Raw genomic sequence first — 17,650 nt, forward strand, 5'->3', positions numbered from 1 at the left:
GAAAACAGATGAAAACGTCGCTTTTCGCCGGGGCAACCCTGACGACGCTGCTCAGCGGTCACGCGCTGGCCAATGAACCGCTCACCCTGGTGCTGGACTGGTATATTAACCCCGACCATGCGCCGATTATGGTGGCCGAGCAGATCGGCGCCTTTAAGGCCCAGGGTCTGGACGTCAAGATTGTCCCTCCGTCGGATCCGGCGCTGCCGCCCCGTATGGTGGCCGCCCGTCAGGCAGACCTGGCCATCACCTACCAGCCGCAGGTGCACTTCTTCGCTGACGAAGGGTTACCGCTGGTGCGCGTGGGCACCCTGATCAACTCGCCGCTGAATACGGTGATCGCCCTCGATAAGCAGATCAAAACCCCGGCGGATCTGCAAGGCAGGAAGGTGGGTTACTCGGTCAGCGGCATTGAGCAGGCCACCCTGGCGACCATGGCGCAGCATTCGGGGATCGATCCGGCCAGTATCAAGCTGGTCAACGTCAATTTTCAGCTGACCAGCGCTCTGCTGGCGGGCCAGGTGGACGCGGTCATCGGCGGCTATCGTAATATAGAAGCGCAGGAGCTGAAGCTGCAGGGCAAAACGCCGGTAGTGATGAACGTCGAAGATTACGGCGTGCCGGCCTATGACGAGCTGGTGATTGTCGCCCACCGCGACGCGATTCATGAGGCGAAAATCCGTAAATTCCTCACCGCCCTGCAGGCCGGGGTCAGCTACCTGCGCGCCCATCCGCAGGAGAGCTGGGAGGCGTTCGCCGCCGCCCACCCGGAGCTGAAGACCGAGCTTAACCATCAGGCGTGGCTGCAAACCGTGCCGCTGTTCGCCACCGATCCGGCGGCGCTGGATAAAGCGCGCTATGACACTTACGAACAGTTTTTATATAACAATAAGTTGGTGAAAAAAGTTACACCTTTAACAAATTATGCGGTTGAGCTGCATTGACTCTTGCTATCGCTGACGGAAGGCTTTCCGTCAGCGCTTTAACGCAGCGGCAATAAAAATATAGAGACTTTCTCACTAATAATTACACTTTAAAGGGTTATCGTTACCTTGGGTTGTTTTATTATAATTCAGCAGGTTATGTTAATTTTTACCCCGGTAAGAATAGCGTCAAAATAACGCAATCAATAAAACGTTGAATGCGGATTTAAAAAGCCATATATTGTGCGCGCTTTATGAATGCCAATTCAATTCCTTACACCAATTATTCAACCAGCGTTCAACCGCAATGCTGGTTGTGGGAGTGATATGATGACGGATAAAGTCCGTATTGATACTTTACGTGCTGATTTATTAGACGCAAACAACGAAACCTTTTTGGCCCGTCAGGCCGAATTTGAATCGAATGTCAGGAGTTACCCGCGTAAGTTACCGCTGGCTATCACTAAAGCTGAAGGCGTGTGGCTGACGGATGCGGATAACAAACAGTACCTGGACTGCCTCGCCGGCGCCGGTACTCTCGCTCTGGGCCACAACCACCCTGATGTATTGCAGAGCATCCAAAGTGTCATTACCAGCGGCTTGCCGTTACATACTCTCGATCTGACTACCCCGTTAAAAGATCGTTTCTCCGAATACCTGCTCTCTTGCCTGCCGGGCGAAGGGAAAGAGTATTGCCTGCAGTTCACCGGTCCTTCCGGCGCTGACGCCGTGGAAGCGGCGCTGAAGCTGGCGAAAAAATACACCGGCCGTTCCGCGGTGATCAGCTTCTCCGGCGGCTATCACGGGATGACCCACGGCGCGCTGTCGGTCACCGGCAACCTGTCGCCGAAAGCGGCGGTCAACGGCATGATGCCGGAAGTCCAGTTTATGCCTTACCCGCACCTGTATCGTTGCCCGCTGGGCATCGGCGGCGAAGCCGGCGTGAAAGCCCTGACCTACTACTTCGAAAACCTGATCAACGACGTGGAGAGCGGCGTCCGTAAACCGGCGGCGGTTATCCTCGAAGCCGTTCAGGGCGAAGGCGGCGTGAACCCGGCGCCGGTCGAGTGGCTGCAGCGCATCCGCAAAGTGACCGAAGAGCACGGCATTCTGCTGATCGTCGATGAAGTGCAGGCTGGCTTTGCCCGTACCGGTAAATTCTTCGCCTTCGAACACGCCGGTATTCAGCCGGACATCATCGTGATGTCGAAAGCGGTTGGCGGCGGTCTGCCGCTGGCGGTGCTGGGCATTAAAAAGCAGTTCGACGCCTGGGAACCAGGTCACCACACCGGCACCTTCCGCGGCAACCAGCTGGCGATGGCTACCGGCCTGACCACCCTGCGTCATCTGCGCGACAACAAGATTGCCGACAAAGTCGCCGCCCAGGGCGAGTGGCTGAAAGGCAAACTGGCCGAGCTGCAGAAACGCTACCCGGTAATCGGCCACGTTCGCGGTCTCGGTCTGATGATCGGTATCGAAATCGTCAAGCCGAACGAAGCGCAGGATCACATGGGTTGCTACCCGGCTGACGGCGAACTCTCCGCCCTGCTGCAGAAGAAATGCTTTGAAGCGGGCCTGATTCTGGAGCGCGGTGGCCGTCACGGCTGCGTGCTGCGCCTGCTGCCGTCCCTGCTGATCAGCAACGCGGAACTGGATGTGTTCCTCGACAAATTTGAACAGGCCCTGCTGGCCGCCGGCGTAAAACCGGTCTGAGTGGAGTAAGTGACCACCATGTCCACATTGAATCCGATTCTTGCTGGTTCGGCGCAGAGCGTTGAGGCCTATCAGCAGGTTATCGAGCAGACCAGTCAGGCCGTTGTGCAGTGGCTGAAGCAACCTGAGATGTATCAGGGGAAAAGCGTTGACGAACTGCGTGAGCGTATCTCCCTTGAGTTTAACGAACAGGGTTTGGGTAACCAGGCGGCGATTGACCGTGCAATCGAGTACTTCCTGAAAGACAGTCTGTCGGTGCATCACCCGCAGTGCGTGGCGCACCTGCACTGCCCGAGCCTGGTGATTAGCCAGGCGGCGGAAGTGTTGATCAACGCCACCAACCAGAGCATGGACTCCTGGGACCAGAGCCCGTCGGCGACCATCATTGAGATGAAGCTGATCGAGTGGCTGCGCGCCCGGGTCGGCTATCCGGCAGGCGACGCCGGCGTCTTCACCAGCGGCGGCACCCAGAGCAATCTGATGGGGCTGATGTTGGCGCGCGACGCCTTCTTCGCCCGTCAGGGACACTCCATCCAGCAGGATGGGCTGCCGGGGGATATCCGCAAGTACAAAGTACTGTGCTCCGAAAACGCCCACTTCTCGGTGCAGAAGAACATGGCGCTGATGGGGCTCGGCTACCGCTCGGTCACGCTGGTGAAAACCGACGAATTCGCGCGGATGGACGTGGCCGATCTGCAGGCGAAGATTGCGCAAGCGCAGGCTAACGGCGAGCAGATCATGGCGATCGTCGCCACCGCCGGGACCACCGACGCGGGGGCTATCGACCCGCTGCGCGACATCGCCGGTATCGCCGCGGAGCATCAGATCTGGCTGCACGTTGACGCAGCCTGGGGCGGCGCGCTGCTGCTGTCTGAGCAGTATCGCGACTATCTTGACGGTCTGGAGCTGGTGGATTCCGTTACCCTGGACTTCCACAAGCAGTTCTTCCAGACCATCAGCTGCGGCGCGTTCCTGCTGAAGGATGCCCGCCATTACGAGCTGATGCGTTATCAGGCGGCCTATCTCAACTCCGAGTTCGATGAAGAACACGGCGTGCCGAACCTGGTGTCCAAATCGCTGCAGACCACCCGCCGCTTCGATGCGCTGAAGCTGTGGATGGGCCTCGAAGCGCTGGGCCAGAAGCAGTATGCGGCGATCATCGATCACGGCGTCACCATGGCGAAAAACGTCGCGGAGTACGTGAAGTCTCAGCCGACGCTGGAGCTGGTGATGCAGCCGCAGCTGGCGAGCGTGCTGTTCCGTTCCCGTCCGGCGCAGATGGCGCAGAGCGACGCGGCGGCAATTGCCCTGCTCAACCAGCGCGTCGGCGACGCCCTGCTGGCTTCCGGCCGCGCTAACGTCGGCGTGACCGAGCACAACGGCGTTACCTGCCTGAAGCTGACCCTGCTGAACCCGGTGGTGACGCTGGATGATGTGAAGGTCCTGCTGAGCCTGGTGGAGCGCACCGCTCAGGAGCTGCTGGCGCAATAATCTGCCTGAGCGAGGCGGCGCCTGTCGCCCCGCTCAGCGGCCAGCCCAGCCTGCACTAAGCCGATAAGTTCTCTTATCGGCTTTTTTATGCCCGCCTGCGCTACCGACGCGCTTCTACGCTTCTCGCCGTAGGTCCGTTGACGCCTGCCCGCCGCGATGCCACAGTATGGTCCCGATAATGGCAATCGCCAGAATCTAACGTCCCGGTAATAAGGATGATAATGGAAAAACGCTTACCCGGCCTCGATCTCGACGCCCTGCGCAGCTTTGTGACCGGCATGGAGTGCGGCAGCTTCGCCCTGGCGGCGCAGCGTCTGGCGCGCTCCACCTCCGCCGTCAGCGCCCAGCTTAAAAAGCTGGAGGGCCAGTGCGGCGCCGCGCTGGTGGTTAAGCAGGGGCGGCACCTGGCGCTGACCGCGGAAGGCGAAAAGTTAATGAGCTACGCCAGACGGCTGCTGGCGCTCAATGATGAAACCCTGCGCGCGCTGCAGGGCGAGCGGCTCACCGGCGAAATTCACCTTGGCATGCAGGAAGATTTTGGCGAATCGCTGATGCCGGGGATCCTTGGGCAGTTTACCCGCCACCATCCGCAGGTACGGATAGTCGCGAGGGTGGATCGCAATAGTCCGCTGCGCCAGGCGCTGGCGGAGGAGACGCTGGATCTGGCGCTGCTGTGGCAAACCGAAGATCAGGGTCCGCGGCTGGGCCGCTGTCCGCTGGCGTGGATTGCGCATCCTGACTTTGACGTTCGCGCGCTGCTGGCGTCCGGCGAGCCGCTGCCGCTGGTGATGTTCGACAGCCCGTGCCTGATGCGTTCCCGCGCCATTGCCTGTCTCGATGCCGCTGGGATCCCCTGGCAGGTGGTGTTCGTCAGCCACAGCCTGAGCGGCATCTGGGCGGCGGTGCAGGCTGGCCTGGGGCTGACGGTTCGCACCCGCATCGGCATGCCCGGCAATCTGCGCCCCGCCGGCGGACTGCTGCCATCCCCTGGCAGTCTGGCCGTCAGTCTGCAACAAACCCCGCGTCAGGAACCCCATTCCGCCGCGGTCGCGCTGCTCGGCGAACTGATGACCGAGGCCCTACAGGAGTGGGTTGAAAGGTGACAGTGTCACGATAACTCCCCTAACCCTCTCCCGAAGGGAGAGGGAACCGTTCGGCAGTCACCGGCAAGGGGTATTCTGCGCCGTTCCCGCTTCAGTGCCCGGTGGCGGCTGCGCCTTACCGGGCCTACATTCTTCCTACGCGCTCCCGTAGGCCGGGCAAGCGCAGCGCCGCCCGGCATCAGGTATAAGGCCTGGAGGGATCCATCCGCCAGAGGCCTGCGCCGCGGGTCAGGCTCTGCTCTCCTGCAACAGCTGCTGGATCACCTGCTCCTGGCGGGCATAATCCCCTTCGCCGAAGGCGGTATAGCGAAGCTGCCCGCGAGCGTCGAAAATGTAATGCGCCGGCCAGTATTGATTGCCGAAGGCGTTCCAGATGCTGTACTCATTATCCGCTACCACCGGGTAGGTTATTCGCCACTCCTTCACCGCCTGGCGCAGCATCGGCAGCGAACGCTCCCAGGGATATTCAGGAGTATGCACGCCAATCACCACCAGCCCGGCCGCGCGGTATTTGTTCGCCCAGTCGCGCACGTAAGGCAGGGTATGCTGGCAGTTGATGCACTCCCGGGTCCAGAAATCCACCAGCACCACTTTGCCCTTCAGACGCTCCGGGGTTAACGCCGGGCTATTGAGCCATGCGCTGCCCCCCACCAGCGAAGGCATGGCGCTGCTGGGCTCGGGCATAGCGATCGGTTGCAGAACCGTTTTCTGCGTCGGCTGCGGCAGACGGGCGGCCAGCCGCTGCTCCAGCGCCTGACTCCACCCTCCCGCGCTTTGCAAATAGCGGTCGCCGCCGCTGGCGATCAGCGCCACCGAGGCCAGCATCGCCACCCCCGCCAGCCGGCGCAGCCGTTCGCCGAACGCCAGCCCGCGACGCAGACGGGCAATCAACGCCGCGCCGCACCACCCGAGCAGGAATAACATCACCGCCCCGCCGCTGCCGTAGGCCAGCAGCAACCCGCCGGTGGTCGCCTGGCCCGGATGCACAAAGCCCAGGCTCAGTATCGCCCCCAGTACCGGCCCGGCGCACGGCGCCCACAGCAGCCCCACCGCCAGCCCGGCCAGCAACGAACCGATCCAGCCGCGCTGGCGTGAGCTGGCGTCGTTAAGCTGATTCCCCAGCGCCACCAGCGGTGAAGTCAGCCGCTGTGCGATGCGCTGCGAAAGCAGACTCAGCCCGACAAGGGCGAAGAACGCCAGCGCCAGGCTGCGCCCAACCAGAGTCAGATTGACCACCCAGCCGCTGGCGACCGTCACCAGCCACGAGACAGCGCCGAACATCAGCGCCATTCCCGCCAGCATGATCGCCAGCTGCCCCCGGCGGCCCCGGACGCTGGCGAACAGCAGCGGGATCACCGGCAGCGTACAGGGGCTCAGTAGGGTTAACATCCCGCCGAAAAATGCAATTAATATCGACATCGCCTTCTCCTCATTGTGTCGTCGCTGCCGGGAGTGGCAGCCACGACATTACAGCAAGGAGATGTAGGGCGGATGTGTCAGGAAAGCGGGAGAATTGTCGGCTTAGTTTTCCAACTGCGCCGGAGATACAGCAGGATACAATCCCTGCGCGGCGAGACGCACGCTGGCGTCCAGGCCGCCCTGCGGGCGGTTGGACAGGCGCAGCGTGCCGTTCATCTGCCTGACCAGCTGCGCGGCGATCGCCAGTCCCAGACCGGTGCCGCCGGTATCGCGATTGCGCGAGTCCTCCAGGCGAAAAAAGGGCTGCAGCACCGCCTGCAGCGACGCCTCAGGGATCCCCGGCCCCTCATCCAGCACATGGATAGTGATATCCCCGGCGGCGTCGCGGGTCAGGGTTACCGTTACCGTGGCGCCGAATTTCAGCCCGTTATCGATAAGGTTAGTCATCACCCGGCGCAGGGCCTGCGGTGGGATCCACACCACCCCGGCGCTCTCCTCGGGGCAAAACCGCACCGGCCGGCCAACGTCGGCATAATCGCAGGCGATACTGTCGAGAAAGGCGTCAAGGTTCAGCCGCTGGCGCGCCTCCGCCAGCGGCTGCGAGGTGCGGGCGAAGGCGATACCTTCGCGCACCAGGCGGGTCATATTGTCGAGATCCTGCAGCAGTTTGTCGCGCAGTTCCGGCTGGTCGGCCATCTCCACCCGCAGCTTCATCCGGGTGATCGGCGTTTGCAGATCGTGGGAGATGGCGGCGAGGATCCGCGCCCGCTCCTGCAGATGATCGTGGATGCGGGTCTGCATCGCATTAAACGCGCGGGCGGCACGGCGCACCTCCTCCGGCCCCTGCTCGGCCATGGTTCCCGCCGTGTCGCTGGCCGGCTCAAGCGCATTCACCGCATGGGTAAAACGGGTGATGGGCAGCAGTACCTGGCGAACCGCGTACCAGGCGCAGGCCAGCAGGAGGACAAACTGAGCGATCAGCACCACCGGTAGCCAGCGGGCGATGGGCGGTAGCTTTGGCCACAGGTCGAGGGTCAAGGGGGCGCCATCGTGGAGGGTAATATGGGCCTGGATATGCTGACGCGGACCGGGGATCGCCACAATACTCACCGGATATTGCGCGCTCAGCGCCTCCTGCAGGGAGCGCGCCGCGTCCCGGGCGCGCCAGCTGTCCGGGTAGTCGCCGCGTTCGCCGGCGTCCAGCTGATAGCGGTAGTTGCCGCGCGCCAGCTTCGGCAGCCATTGCGGGCGTTCAGCGGGCGGCAGACGGTCGAGGATCGCCACGCTGGTGGCGACATCAGACGCCAGATTGCCCAGCATCACACTGCGGGCGCTGCTCATTCGCTCATAAAACAGCAGCGACAGGGTTAAGGTGTTCGCCAGCAGCAGCGCCAGAAACAGCAGCGCCATCAGCCTCGACTGCAGCGAGACGGGCCAGAACCTCATTCATGCCTCTCGCGGATGGAGACCGGGACCGACAGCACATAGCCTTCGCTGCGCACCGTCTTAATATAGGCCGGCTCCCGGGCATCCTCCCGCAGGCGCTGACGCAGTCGGCTCACCAGCAGGTCGATTGACCGTTCGAACAGTTCGGCGTCGCGTCCCTGGGTCAGATTGAGCAGCTGATCGCGGTTCAGCACCCGCTGGGGATGGTCGAGAAACACCCGCAGCAGTCGATATTCCGCCCCGCTGAGGGCGACAATCGCCCCGCTGTCGTCCAGCAGATGGCGGGCGGCGGTATCGAGCAGCCAGTCGCCAAACGCGATCAGCCTGCCCGCCTCGGTGATCTGCAGGTTGGGCGGCAGCGCCCGGGTGCGGCGTAAAATGGCCTTGATGCGCGCCAGCAGTTCGCGGGCCACAAAGGGCTTCACCAGATAGTCGTCCGCCCCCATCTCGAGGCCGAGGATCCGGTCGCTGTCGTCGGTGCGGGCGGTGAGCATCAGCACCGGAATGTCCTGCTGCGGGTTAGCGCGCAGCTGGCGACAGAGCGTTAAGCCATCCTCGCCCGGCATCATGATATCCAGCACAATCAGGTCGATTTGATGGTTTTTGAGCACCGACCACATGGTTTTGCCGTTCGCCGCGCCGCTGGCGCGGTATCCCGATTTTTCCAGATAGTCGACAATCAGTTCCCGGATGTCGCGGTCGTCATCGACGACCAGGATGTGGTCAATACGCTCCAAAGGCTGCTCCTGCGGCAAAATAAACTCTTCACAAGCATAAGCCGTGTTGCCGGAAGCGCAACGTCGCGCCGCCGGCAAGTCGCGGGTTACAACCGATCGGCGTCCACCACCGCATGCACAAACGCCGTCGGATCCTCCTGCGGCGGGTTATGGCCTACCGCCCCCGGCAGATCCCGGTGCTCATATTTACCGGTAAATTTGGCCCGGTAGCTGGCCGGAGCCGGATGCGGCGCGCCGTTATTCGCCCCTTCCAGAGTGATGGTGGGCACGGTTATCGGCGGCAGCGCCGCCAGCCGTTGTTCATAGCCGGCATACTTCGCTTCCCCCTTCTCCAGCCCCAGGCGCCAGCGGTAGTTGCTGATGGTGATCGCCACGTGGTCCGGGTTATCCAGCGCCCGGGCGGTTTTGGCAAAGGTCGCGTCGCTGAATTGCCACTGCGGAGACGCCTGATGCCAGATAAATTTCGCAAAGTCGTGGGTGTTCTGCCGGTAACCGGCTTCGCCGCGCGGGGTGGCAAAATAGAACTGATACCACCACGACAGCTCCGCCTGCGGCGGCAGCGGTTTTTCGCCAATCTGCTGACTGCTGATCAGATACCCGCTCACCGAGACCAGGGATTTCACCCGCTGCGGCCACAGCGCGGCGACGATATCCGCCGTGCGCGCCCCCCAGTCAAAGCCGGCCAGATCTGCCTGCCTGATGTTCAGGGCGTCCATCAAATGGACAATATCGGCCGCCATCGCCGACGGCTGACCATTACGCGGCGTTTTCGCCGACAGGAAACGGGTGGCGCCGTAGCCGCGCAGATACGGCACAATCACCCGGTAACCCTTCTGCGCTAAAGCCGGCGCCACCTGGGCATAGCTCTGAATATCGTAGGGCCAGCCGTGCAGCAGAATCACCGGCTGGCCGTCCCGCGGACCGATATCCACGTAGCCAATATTCAGATCGCCAGCGTGGATCTGGTGGATTTTGTCGAACGCCCCCGCGTCTTCAGCGGCGCAAATGGCGGCGGACCACAGGGTGGATAACCCCAGCGCCGCGGCGCTGGTATACCGGATCAGGGATAATCTGTTCATCGCTTTCTCACCTTTTATCTTCATCAAGAGAGTACGTGACCAGTTAAGCGGAAATTTGTATCCGCCATGTGCCCGACCGGGGCCATTTTTATCTCTTAATGTCAGGAACCCGCCGCGGGATACAGTGTGATACACCGTTCACGTTGGCAATTGTTGCGGGCTTGTGAATTTCTGCTTGCCCCCGGGCATAAATCCGCTACCGTGTCAGCCATTTTTACCACCTGATAACCCAGGAGCCCGCTATGGCGATTTTTGATGGTCACAATGACCTGCTGCTGAATCTCTGGCTTCACCATCGCGAGGATCCGGTGACCGCCTTCTTTGCCGGGATAGAGAACGGCCACCTCGATTATCCGCGTATTCTCCAGGGCGGTCTGGCCGGCGGCCTGTTCGCCCTCTTTGTGCCGCCGCAGGAGTACATCGCCCGTATGGCGCCGCAGTACGCCAGCCAGGCGTGGGATCCCTTAACGATCCTCTGGCAGCAGCTGGCTATTCTCAAGGCGATTTGCGCCCATGACGCCAGCCGCGCGCGGCTGTGCCTGAGCGCGGCGGATATCGAACGCTGTCGTCAGGATAAGGCGCTGGCGATGGTGGCGCACATCGAAGGCGCCGGCGGGTTCGACGCCCAAGGCGACGATCTGCAGGCCTTTTATCGCGCCGGGGTGCGCAGCATCGGTCTGTTCTGGAATATCGCTAATCGCTTCGGCTGCGGGGTCACCGGCGCCTTTCCCGGCAGCCCGGACAGCGGGCCGGGTCTTACCGGCGAGGGCATCGCGCTCATCGCCCAGGCCAACGCCCTGAAGATGCAGATCGATGTTTCGCACATGAATGAACAGGCTTTTTGGGATACCGCCCACCATTCCCCCGCCCCGCTGGTGGCCACCCACTCCAATGCCCACGCCCTGTGCCCGCAGCAGCGCAACCTGACCGATCGGCAACTGCGGGCGATCCGCGACAGCGGCGGCGTAGTGGGCGTCAATTTCGGCAACGCCTTCCTGCGCGCCGACGGACGGCGCGATAGCGACACGCCCATCGCCACCATCGTCCGGCATATCGACTATCTTATTAACATAATGGGTGAGGATCATGTGGCCCTCGGTTCGGATTTTGACGGCGTCACCCTGCCGGACGCGCTGGGGGATGTGGCCGGCTTACCGCTGCTAATCAATGCTTTGCGTGACAGCGGCTATGATCAATTGGTGCTGGATAAGCTGCTGTGGCGTAACTGGCTGCGGGTATTAAAACATGTTTGGCAACAATAGGTTATATTGTAAACATAAAGTTAAATCCTTACAGATTCCGGGTTGATCTCTCACCCGGTGAAGCGCAATATGCGGCGGCCGTCACAGATCCTGCATTATCCGTGAGGCCTGTCGTTATTTTTAAGAGGAACAAAACATGTGGAAGAAACCTGCTTTTATCGATTTACGTCTCGGTCTGGAAGTGACGCTGTACATTTCTAACCGCTAATCGCCCCGCCCGCCGTTCGCGCGGGCATCTTTTTACATTACCCGGTCCGTCTTCATGTTCATTAAAGTCCTCGGTTCCGCCGCCGGCGGCGGTTTCCCGCAATGGAACTGCAACTGCGCCAACTGCCAGGGTCTGCGCGACGGCACGATCCAGGCCAGCGCCCGCACCCAGTCGTCGATCATCGTCAGCGATAACGGTCAGGAGTGGGTGCTGTGCAACGCCTCGCCGGATATCAGTCAGCAGATCGCCCACACGCCCGAGTTAAATAAAGCCGGCGTGCTGCGCGGAACGCATATCGGCGGCATTATTCTCACCGACAGCCAGATCGACCACACCACCGGGTTACTGAGCCTGCGCGAAGGCTGCCCGCACCAGGTGTGGTGCACCCCGGAGGTCCATGAGGATCTCTCCACCGGTTTCCCGGTGTTTACCATGCTTCGACACTGGAACGGCGGCCTGGTGCATCACCCCATCGCGCCGCAGCAGCCTTTTACCGTTGACGCCTGTCCTGATTTGCAGTTTACCGCGGTGCCTATCGCCAGCAACGCGCCGCCCTATTCGCCGTATCGCGACCGGCCGCTGCCGGGCCATAACGTGGCGCTGTTTATCGAAAACCGCCGCAACGGGCAGACGCTGTTCTACGCACCGGGGCTCGGTGAACCGGATAAGACCATTCTGCCATGGCTGCAAAAAGCGGATTGTCTGCTGATCGATGGCACCGTCTGGCAGGATGACGAACTGCAGGCCGCCGGCGTTGGGCGCAATACCGGCCACGATATGGGCCACCTGGCGCTCGGTGATGAGCACGGGATGATGGCCCTGCTGGCCTCCCTGCCGGCAAAACGTAAAATTCTTATTCATATCAATAACACCAACCCGATCCTTAACGAGCGGTCTCCCCAGCGCCAGGCGCTGACGCAACAGGGGATTGAAGTGAGCTGGGACGGGATGGCTATCACCCTTCAGGATACCGCATGCTGATCACCGACACGCTGTCGCCGCAGGCCTTTGAAGAGGCCCTGCGGGCCAAAGGCGCCTTCTACCATATTCACCACCCTTACCACATTGCCATGCATAACGGCGACGCGACCCGCGAGCAAATTCAGGGCTGGGTGGCGAACCGGTTCTACTACCAGACCACCATTCCGCTGAAAGACGCGGCGATCATGGCCAACTGCCCGGACGCGCAGACCCGGCGCAAATGGGTACAGCGGATCCTCGACCACGATGGCAGCCATGGCGAGGACGGCGGGATTGAAGCCTGGCTGCGGCTGGGAGAAGCGGTCGGTCTGAGCCGCGACGATCTGCTCAGCGAGCGCCACGTCTTGCCCGGCGTGCGCTTCGCGGTGGATGCCTATCTTAACTTCGCCCGTCGCGCCTGCTGGCAGGAGGCGGCCTGCAGCTCTCTGACCGAGCTGTTCGCCCCGCAGATCCATCAGTCGCGCCTCGACAGCTGGCCGCAGCACTACCCGTGGATCAAAGAGGAAGGCTATTTTTACTTCCGCAGCCGTCTGAGCCAGGCCAACCGCGACGTGGAGCATGGCCTGGCGCTGGCGAAGGCCTACTGCGACAGCGCTGAAAAACAGAACCGGATGCTGGAGATCCTGCAGTTTAAGCTCGACATTTTATGGTCGATGCTTGACGCCATGACCATGGCCTATGCCCTGCAGCGCCCGCCCTATCATACGGTCACCGACAAGGCGGCCTGGCACACGACCCGACTGGTGTAACCATGCAAAAAACCTCCATCGTCGCCTTTCGTCGCGGCTACCGTCTGCAGTGGGAAGCTGCCCAGGAGAGCCATGTGATCCTCTATCCGGAGGGAATGGCCAAACTCAATGAGACCGCCGCGGCGATCCTCGAGCTGGTCGATGGCCGGCGCGACGTCGCGGCAATTATCGCCGTGCTCAACGAACGCTTCCCGGAAGCCGGTGGCGTCGATGACGACGTCATCGAGTTCCTGCAGATAGCCTGTCAACAGAAGTGGATCACCTGCCGTGAGCCAGAGTAAACCCGCCGTCAATCCGCCGCTGTGGCTGCTGGCGGAGCTAACCTATCGCTGCCCGCTGCAGTGCCCCTACTGTTCGAATCCGCTGGACTTCGCCCAACAGGACAAGGAGCTGACCACCGAACAATGGATCGAGGTCTTTCGCCAGGCGCGGGCGATGGGCAGCGTACAGCTGGGCTTTTCCGGCGGCGAGCCGCTGACCCGTAAAGATCTGCCAGAGCTGATCCGCGCCGCGCGCGACCTCGGATTCTATACCAACCTGATCACCTCCGGCATAGGGCTGACGGAGAGCAAACTTGACGCCTTCAGCGAGGCCGGGCTGGACCATATCCAGATTAGCTTCCAGGCCAGCGATGAGGTGCTCAACGCTGCGCTGGCCGGTAACAAAAAAGCCTTCCAGCAGAAGCTGGCGATGGCCAGGGCGGTAAAAGCGCGCGACTACCCGATGGTGCTCAACTTCGTTCTTCACCGGCACAACATCGATCAGCTGGATAAAATTATCGCGCTGTGCATTGAGCTGGAAGCGGATGACGTTGAGCTGGCCACCTGCCAGTTCTACGGTTGGGCGTTCCTCAATCGCGAGGGGCTGCTGCCGACCCGGGAACAGATCGCCCGCGCCGAGCAGGTGGTCGCCGACTACCGGCAGAAAATGGCCGCCAGCGGCAATCTCACCAACCTGCTGTTTGTCACCCCGGACTATTACGAAGAGCGGCCGAAAGGCTGCATGGGCGGCTGGGGATCGATTTTCCTCAGCGTTACCCCGGAAGGCACCGCCCTGCCGTGCCACAGCGCGCGTCAGCTGCCGGTGGCGTTTCCGTCGGTGCTGGAGCAGAGCCTGGAGTCGATCTGGTATGACTCGTTCGGCTTCAATCGCTACCGCGGGTATGACTGGATGCCGGAGCCGTGCCGCTCATGTGATGAAAAAGAGAAAGACTTCGGCGGCTGCCGCTGCCAGGCCTTTATGCTGACCGGCAGCGCCGATAACGCCGACCCGGTGTGCAGCAAATCGCCGCATCATCACAAAATCCTCGACGCCCGGCGCGAAGCGGCCTGCAGCGACATAAAAGTCAGCCAGCTGCAGTTCCGCAACCGTACCCGCTCGCAGCTGATCTACAAAACCCGGGACCTGTAATGACGCTGGCGACACGCACCGTCACGCTGCCGGGCGGCCTGCAGGCCACCCTGGTCCATCAGCCGCATGCCGATCGCGCCGCGGCCCTGGCGCGGGTCGCCGCCGGCAGCCACCACGAACCATCGCGCTTTCCCGGTCTGGCGCACCTGCTGGAGCATCTGCTGTTTTACGGCGGTGAGCGCTACCGGGATGATGACCGGCTGATGGGCTGGGTGCAGCGCCAGGGCGGAAGCGTGAATGCCACCACCCTGGCCCGCCACAGCGCGTTCTTTTTCGAGGTCGCCGCCGATGGTCTGGCTGACGGTGTCGCGCGTCTACAGGAGATGCTGCAGGCGCCGCGGCTGCTCAGGGAAGATATTCAGCGTGAAGTGGCGGTGATTGACGCCGAGTACCGCCTGATCCAGCAGCATGAGCCGTCGCGCCGGGAAGCCGCCGTGCGCCACGCCGCCAGCGCGCCCGCGGCCTTTCGCCGCTTTCAGGTAGGCAATGCCGACGCGCTGGCGGGCGATCTCCCTGCACTGCAGGCGGCGTTACGTGATTTTCACCGAGCCCATTACGTCGCCCGGCGGATGCAGCTCTGGCTGCAAGGGCCGCAGTCGCTGGAGGCGCTCGGCGAGCTGGCGGCCCGTTTCGCCACCGGGCTTGACGCAGGCGAGGCTCCGCCGCCGGCGCCGCCGCTGCGCCTGGGCGAATCCACTGCACTGCAGCTGGCGGTCTCCAGCCAGCCCGCGCTGTGGCGCTGCCCGCTGATCGCCTTAAGTGACAACGTCACGTTAGTGCGCGAGTTTTTGCTTGATGAAGCCCCTGGCAGCCTGATGTCCGGGCTGCGCCAGCGTGGCCAGGCGCAAGAGGTGGCGCTGAGCTGGCTGTATCAGGATCGGCACGTCGGCTGGCTGGCGCTGGTCTTCGCCAGCGACCGGCCGGAACAGGTCGACCAGCAGATAACCCACTGGCTGCAGGCGCTACGGCAGACGACGCCAGACCAGCAGCAACACTACTATCAGCTGTCCTGGCGCCGTTTTCAAACGCTGTCGCCCCTCGATCAGCTGCGCCAGCGGGCATTCGGCTTTGCCCCCGGCGGGCCGCCCGTCGGGTTCACCGATTTTTGCGCCGCCCTGCAGGCCGCCCCCACGGTCAGCCTGGCCTGCCAGACCATTTCCCCAGGGGAGCCTGTTGCCACCCAGGGCTTTAGCCTGCCGCTTAGCCGGTGGTGGCGCCGCCCGGTCTCTGACCCGGCGCTGGAATTCGCTTTTTATCCGCAAGCCGCTGGCGGCCTCGCCGCGGAAAACCCGGAGAAAGCTGCGCCGCTGCTCCATCTCCCGTCACCGGGCGAGCCGCCGAGGCTCCTGCTCCGACCGCCCTTCTACTGCTCGTCCGATCTGGCCGAAGGGCTGGCGCGCGGGGAACAGCTGCGCCCGCTGCTCGCCGCGCTGCGCCACGCCGGGGGCCGCGGCGAGTGGCATCGCGTCGACGGCAGCTGGCAGTTGCTCCTGCAGTGGCCAGCGTCCGGCCAACGGCCGGCGGCGATTCTGCAGGCCATTGTGCGGCAGCTCGCGCTCCCGGTCGCCCCGCTGGCCCCGCCGCCGGAGAGTATTGCTATCCGTCATCTCATGGCTTTGCTCCCCGATCGGTTGGGCGCATCAGAGCATCAGGAAGGTTGGCTGGCGGCCCTGACCGGCGGCAGCGCAGAGGATGCGCAGTGGATCGCGCGCCAGCTGAGCCTGCTTAGCGCCCGGGTTAACCCGCCGGGCAACCTCTCTGGCCCCTGCCGCCGCGGCGTCGAACGGCTGACTTTCCCCGGAGGCGATACAGCGCTGCTGGTCTTTATTCCGCTGCCGGAAGGCGCCTCGCTGGCGGCCCTGCGGGTGCTGGCGCAGCGCTGTGAGCCACTCTTTTTCCAGCGCCTGCGGGTGGAGCAGCAGATCGGCTATGTGGTGAGCTGCCGCTATCAGCGCGTCGCCGATCGCGACGGGCTGCTGATGGCGCTCCAGTCCCCGGATCGCCGCGCCGTGGCGCTGCTGCGCTGTTGCAACACCTTTTTGCGCCAGCTGCCGCCGCTGGATGAAGCGACCTTCAGGCCGCTACAGCAGCGCCTGGCCGCACAGGTTCGCACCCGGACGCCGCCCGAGGCGCAAGCGCTGGCCGTCCTGCGTCAGAAGTATGGTTTAGCGGAGCTGACGCCGCAGGCGGCTGACGCGCTGCGCGTTGAAGAGGTCGACGACCTGGCCTACGAGATGTCCCGCCGTCGTCGCCGCTGGCGGGTACTGTTCACTGCCGGGGATTAATGGCCGGGGGCATCAGGGGTCAGATAGGCACTGACGAAGCGCGAGAGGATCGCCGCGGCCTGCGGGCTCTCCTGCACTTCATCGTGTAATCGCTTCGCGTCGATGCCCTCCGTCTGCAGCACCGCCTCCCGGTAGCGGATCAGCGAGCGGGCAATCGGCGCGGTGAATTCCGGGTGAAACTGCGTGGAGACCGCGTGCGGCCCGTAGCGCACGATCTGGTGGGGATCGTGGGAGGATGCGGCCAGCACCGTGGCCCCCTCCGGCAGACGGGTCACGGTTTGCAAATGGCTCAGATGCGCGGGAAATGCGGCCGGCAGGCCCCGCAGCAGCGGGTCGTCGACACCCCACGGCGATAGCGAAACGGTCTGGCTGCCGCTTTCCCGTCCGGCGGAATGATACGCCACCTCGCCGCCCAGGGCATGAGCCATCAGCTGATGGCCATAGCAAACGCCGAACAGCGGCATGCCGATAGCCACCGCCTGACGGACCCAGTCGGCGGTCCGTTCGCTCCATACCAGACGGTCGGTCACCATCGCCCAGGAGCCGGTCAGCACCGCCACCGTCTGGCGATCCGGCGCCGGCAGCGGCTCGTCCTCAAACACCCGTACCGCGGTGAGCTGCGCCTGCCACGGCGCCAGCAGCGTGCGGAACCAGCGCGGCAGATCGCCATGCTCCTCACGGATGGCTGCCGGCGGCGTCCCGGTCTGAACCAGCAATAATCGGTTACGTGTCACCCTTCCTCCTCGCTCGTCATGTTCCCTGGAAAATACTATGCCGCCTGGAAGATGACGGGACAAATAACCAATTTCTATGAACGATGCGCCTGCGGAATAAGTCCAGCCGC

16 protein-coding genes are annotated in these 17,650 nt (G+C 62.9%); 11 read left to right on the forward strand and 5 right to left on the reverse strand.

Going from position 1 to position 17,650, the window contains the following annotated elements; genetic code table 11:
* The first annotated feature begins 8 nt into the window (after window positions 1-8).
* The 4 genes from ACQUTI_RS01915 to ACQUTI_RS01930 all read left to right on the forward strand — a co-directional run bounded on the left by ACQUTI_RS01915 (window position 9) and on the right by ACQUTI_RS01930 (window position 5,230).
* A complete protein-coding gene (locus ACQUTI_RS01915) occupies window positions 9-944 on the forward strand; it encodes an ABC transporter substrate-binding protein (RefSeq protein WP_094334508.1) in 936 nt (311 codons plus the stop codon).
* A gap of 306 nt (window positions 945-1,250) precedes the next feature.
* A complete protein-coding gene (locus ACQUTI_RS01920; protein WP_004202575.1) occupies window positions 1,251-2,636 on the forward strand; it encodes a diaminobutyrate--2-oxoglutarate transaminase in 1,386 nt (461 codons plus the stop codon).
* Window positions 2,637-2,645: 9 nt separating this feature from the next.
* A complete protein-coding gene (locus ACQUTI_RS01925) occupies window positions 2,646-4,127 on the forward strand; it encodes a pyridoxal phosphate-dependent decarboxylase family protein (protein ID WP_025999270.1) in 1,482 nt (493 codons plus the stop codon).
* A gap of 209 nt (window positions 4,128-4,336) precedes the next feature.
* Window positions 4,337-5,230, forward strand: a complete 894-nt coding sequence (locus ACQUTI_RS01930) for a LysR substrate-binding domain-containing protein (protein ID WP_122542943.1) — start codon at window positions 4,337-4,339, stop codon at window positions 5,228-5,230.
* A gap of 228 nt (window positions 5,231-5,458) precedes the next feature.
* Here ACQUTI_RS01930 and ACQUTI_RS01935 read toward each other — a convergent pair whose 3' ends face one another.
* From ACQUTI_RS01935 to ACQUTI_RS01950, 4 genes are all read right to left on the reverse strand, one after another.
* Entirely contained in the window at window positions 5,459-6,649 is a 1,191-nt protein-coding gene (locus ACQUTI_RS01935; RefSeq protein ID WP_254465538.1) for a cytochrome c biogenesis protein/redoxin, read from the reverse strand.
* 102 nt (window positions 6,650-6,751) lie between these two features.
* Window positions 6,752-8,095, reverse strand: coding sequence for a sensor histidine kinase (locus ACQUTI_RS01940; protein WP_064177790.1), 1,344 nt, complete (start codon window positions 8,093-8,095; stop codon window positions 6,752-6,754).
* Window positions 8,092-8,832, reverse strand: a complete 741-nt coding sequence (locus tag ACQUTI_RS01945) for a response regulator (RefSeq protein ID WP_428923184.1) — start codon at window positions 8,830-8,832, stop codon at window positions 8,092-8,094. Before ACQUTI_RS01945 ends, ACQUTI_RS01940 begins: the two co-directional genes overlap by 4 nt.
* 86 nt (window positions 8,833-8,918) lie before the next feature.
* Entirely contained in the window at window positions 8,919-9,911 is a 993-nt protein-coding gene (locus ACQUTI_RS01950) for an alpha/beta fold hydrolase (protein ID WP_254465539.1), read from the reverse strand.
* 242 nt (window positions 9,912-10,153) lie between these two features.
* Here ACQUTI_RS01950 and ACQUTI_RS01955 point away from each other — a divergent pair, with 242 nt between their 5' ends.
* The 7 genes from ACQUTI_RS01955 to pqqF all read left to right on the forward strand — a co-directional run bounded on the left by ACQUTI_RS01955 (window position 10,154) and on the right by pqqF (window position 16,806).
* A complete protein-coding gene (locus tag ACQUTI_RS01955) occupies window positions 10,154-11,173 on the forward strand; it encodes a dipeptidase (protein WP_428923185.1) in 1,020 nt (339 codons plus the stop codon).
* Window positions 11,174-11,309: 136 nt separating this feature from the next.
* Entirely contained in the window at window positions 11,310-11,381 is a 72-nt protein-coding gene (pqqA, locus tag ACQUTI_RS01960) for a pyrroloquinoline quinone precursor peptide PqqA (RefSeq protein ID WP_002905689.1), read from the forward strand.
* A gap of 54 nt (window positions 11,382-11,435) precedes the next feature.
* Window positions 11,436-12,362, forward strand: coding sequence for a pyrroloquinoline quinone biosynthesis protein PqqB (gene pqqB / locus ACQUTI_RS01965; RefSeq protein ID WP_064189658.1), 927 nt, complete (start codon window positions 11,436-11,438; stop codon window positions 12,360-12,362).
* Entirely contained in the window at window positions 12,356-13,111 is a 756-nt protein-coding gene (gene pqqC, locus ACQUTI_RS01970) for a pyrroloquinoline-quinone synthase PqqC (RefSeq protein WP_004143685.1), read from the forward strand. The genes pqqB and pqqC overlap by 7 nt, the downstream gene beginning before the upstream one ends.
* A gap of 2 nt (window positions 13,112-13,113) precedes the next feature.
* Window positions 13,114-13,392 (forward strand): pyrroloquinoline quinone biosynthesis peptide chaperone PqqD, encoded by a 279-nt coding sequence (gene pqqD, locus ACQUTI_RS01975; protein WP_004202592.1) that lies wholly within the window; start codon window positions 13,114-13,116, stop codon window positions 13,390-13,392.
* The gene (pqqE, locus tag ACQUTI_RS01980) at window positions 13,379-14,521 is read left to right on the forward strand and encodes a pyrroloquinoline quinone biosynthesis protein PqqE (RefSeq protein WP_023318333.1); all 1,143 of its coding nucleotides are present in this window, start codon (window positions 13,379-13,381) and stop codon (window positions 14,519-14,521) included. Before pqqD ends, pqqE begins: the two co-directional genes overlap by 14 nt.
* On the forward strand, window positions 14,521-16,806 hold the full coding sequence (gene pqqF / locus ACQUTI_RS01985) for a pyrroloquinoline quinone biosynthesis protein PqqF (RefSeq protein WP_428923186.1): 2,286 nt from the start codon (window positions 14,521-14,523) through the stop codon (window positions 16,804-16,806). Before pqqE ends, pqqF begins: the two co-directional genes overlap by 1 nt.
* Here pqqF and ACQUTI_RS01990 read toward each other — a convergent pair.
* Window positions 16,803-17,540: a glutamine amidotransferase gene (locus ACQUTI_RS01990; RefSeq protein WP_049092213.1), complete on the reverse strand. Its 738-nt coding sequence runs from the start codon at window positions 17,538-17,540 to the stop codon at window positions 16,803-16,805. The two genes, pqqF and ACQUTI_RS01990, sit on opposite strands and share 4 nt — an antisense overlap.
* Window positions 17,541-17,650 lie beyond the last annotated feature (110 nt).

The organism is Klebsiella sp. 7-CIP_Kleb. (assembly GCF_050378655.1).
GTDB lineage: Bacteria > Pseudomonadota > Gammaproteobacteria > Enterobacterales > Enterobacteriaceae > Klebsiella > Klebsiella quasipneumoniae.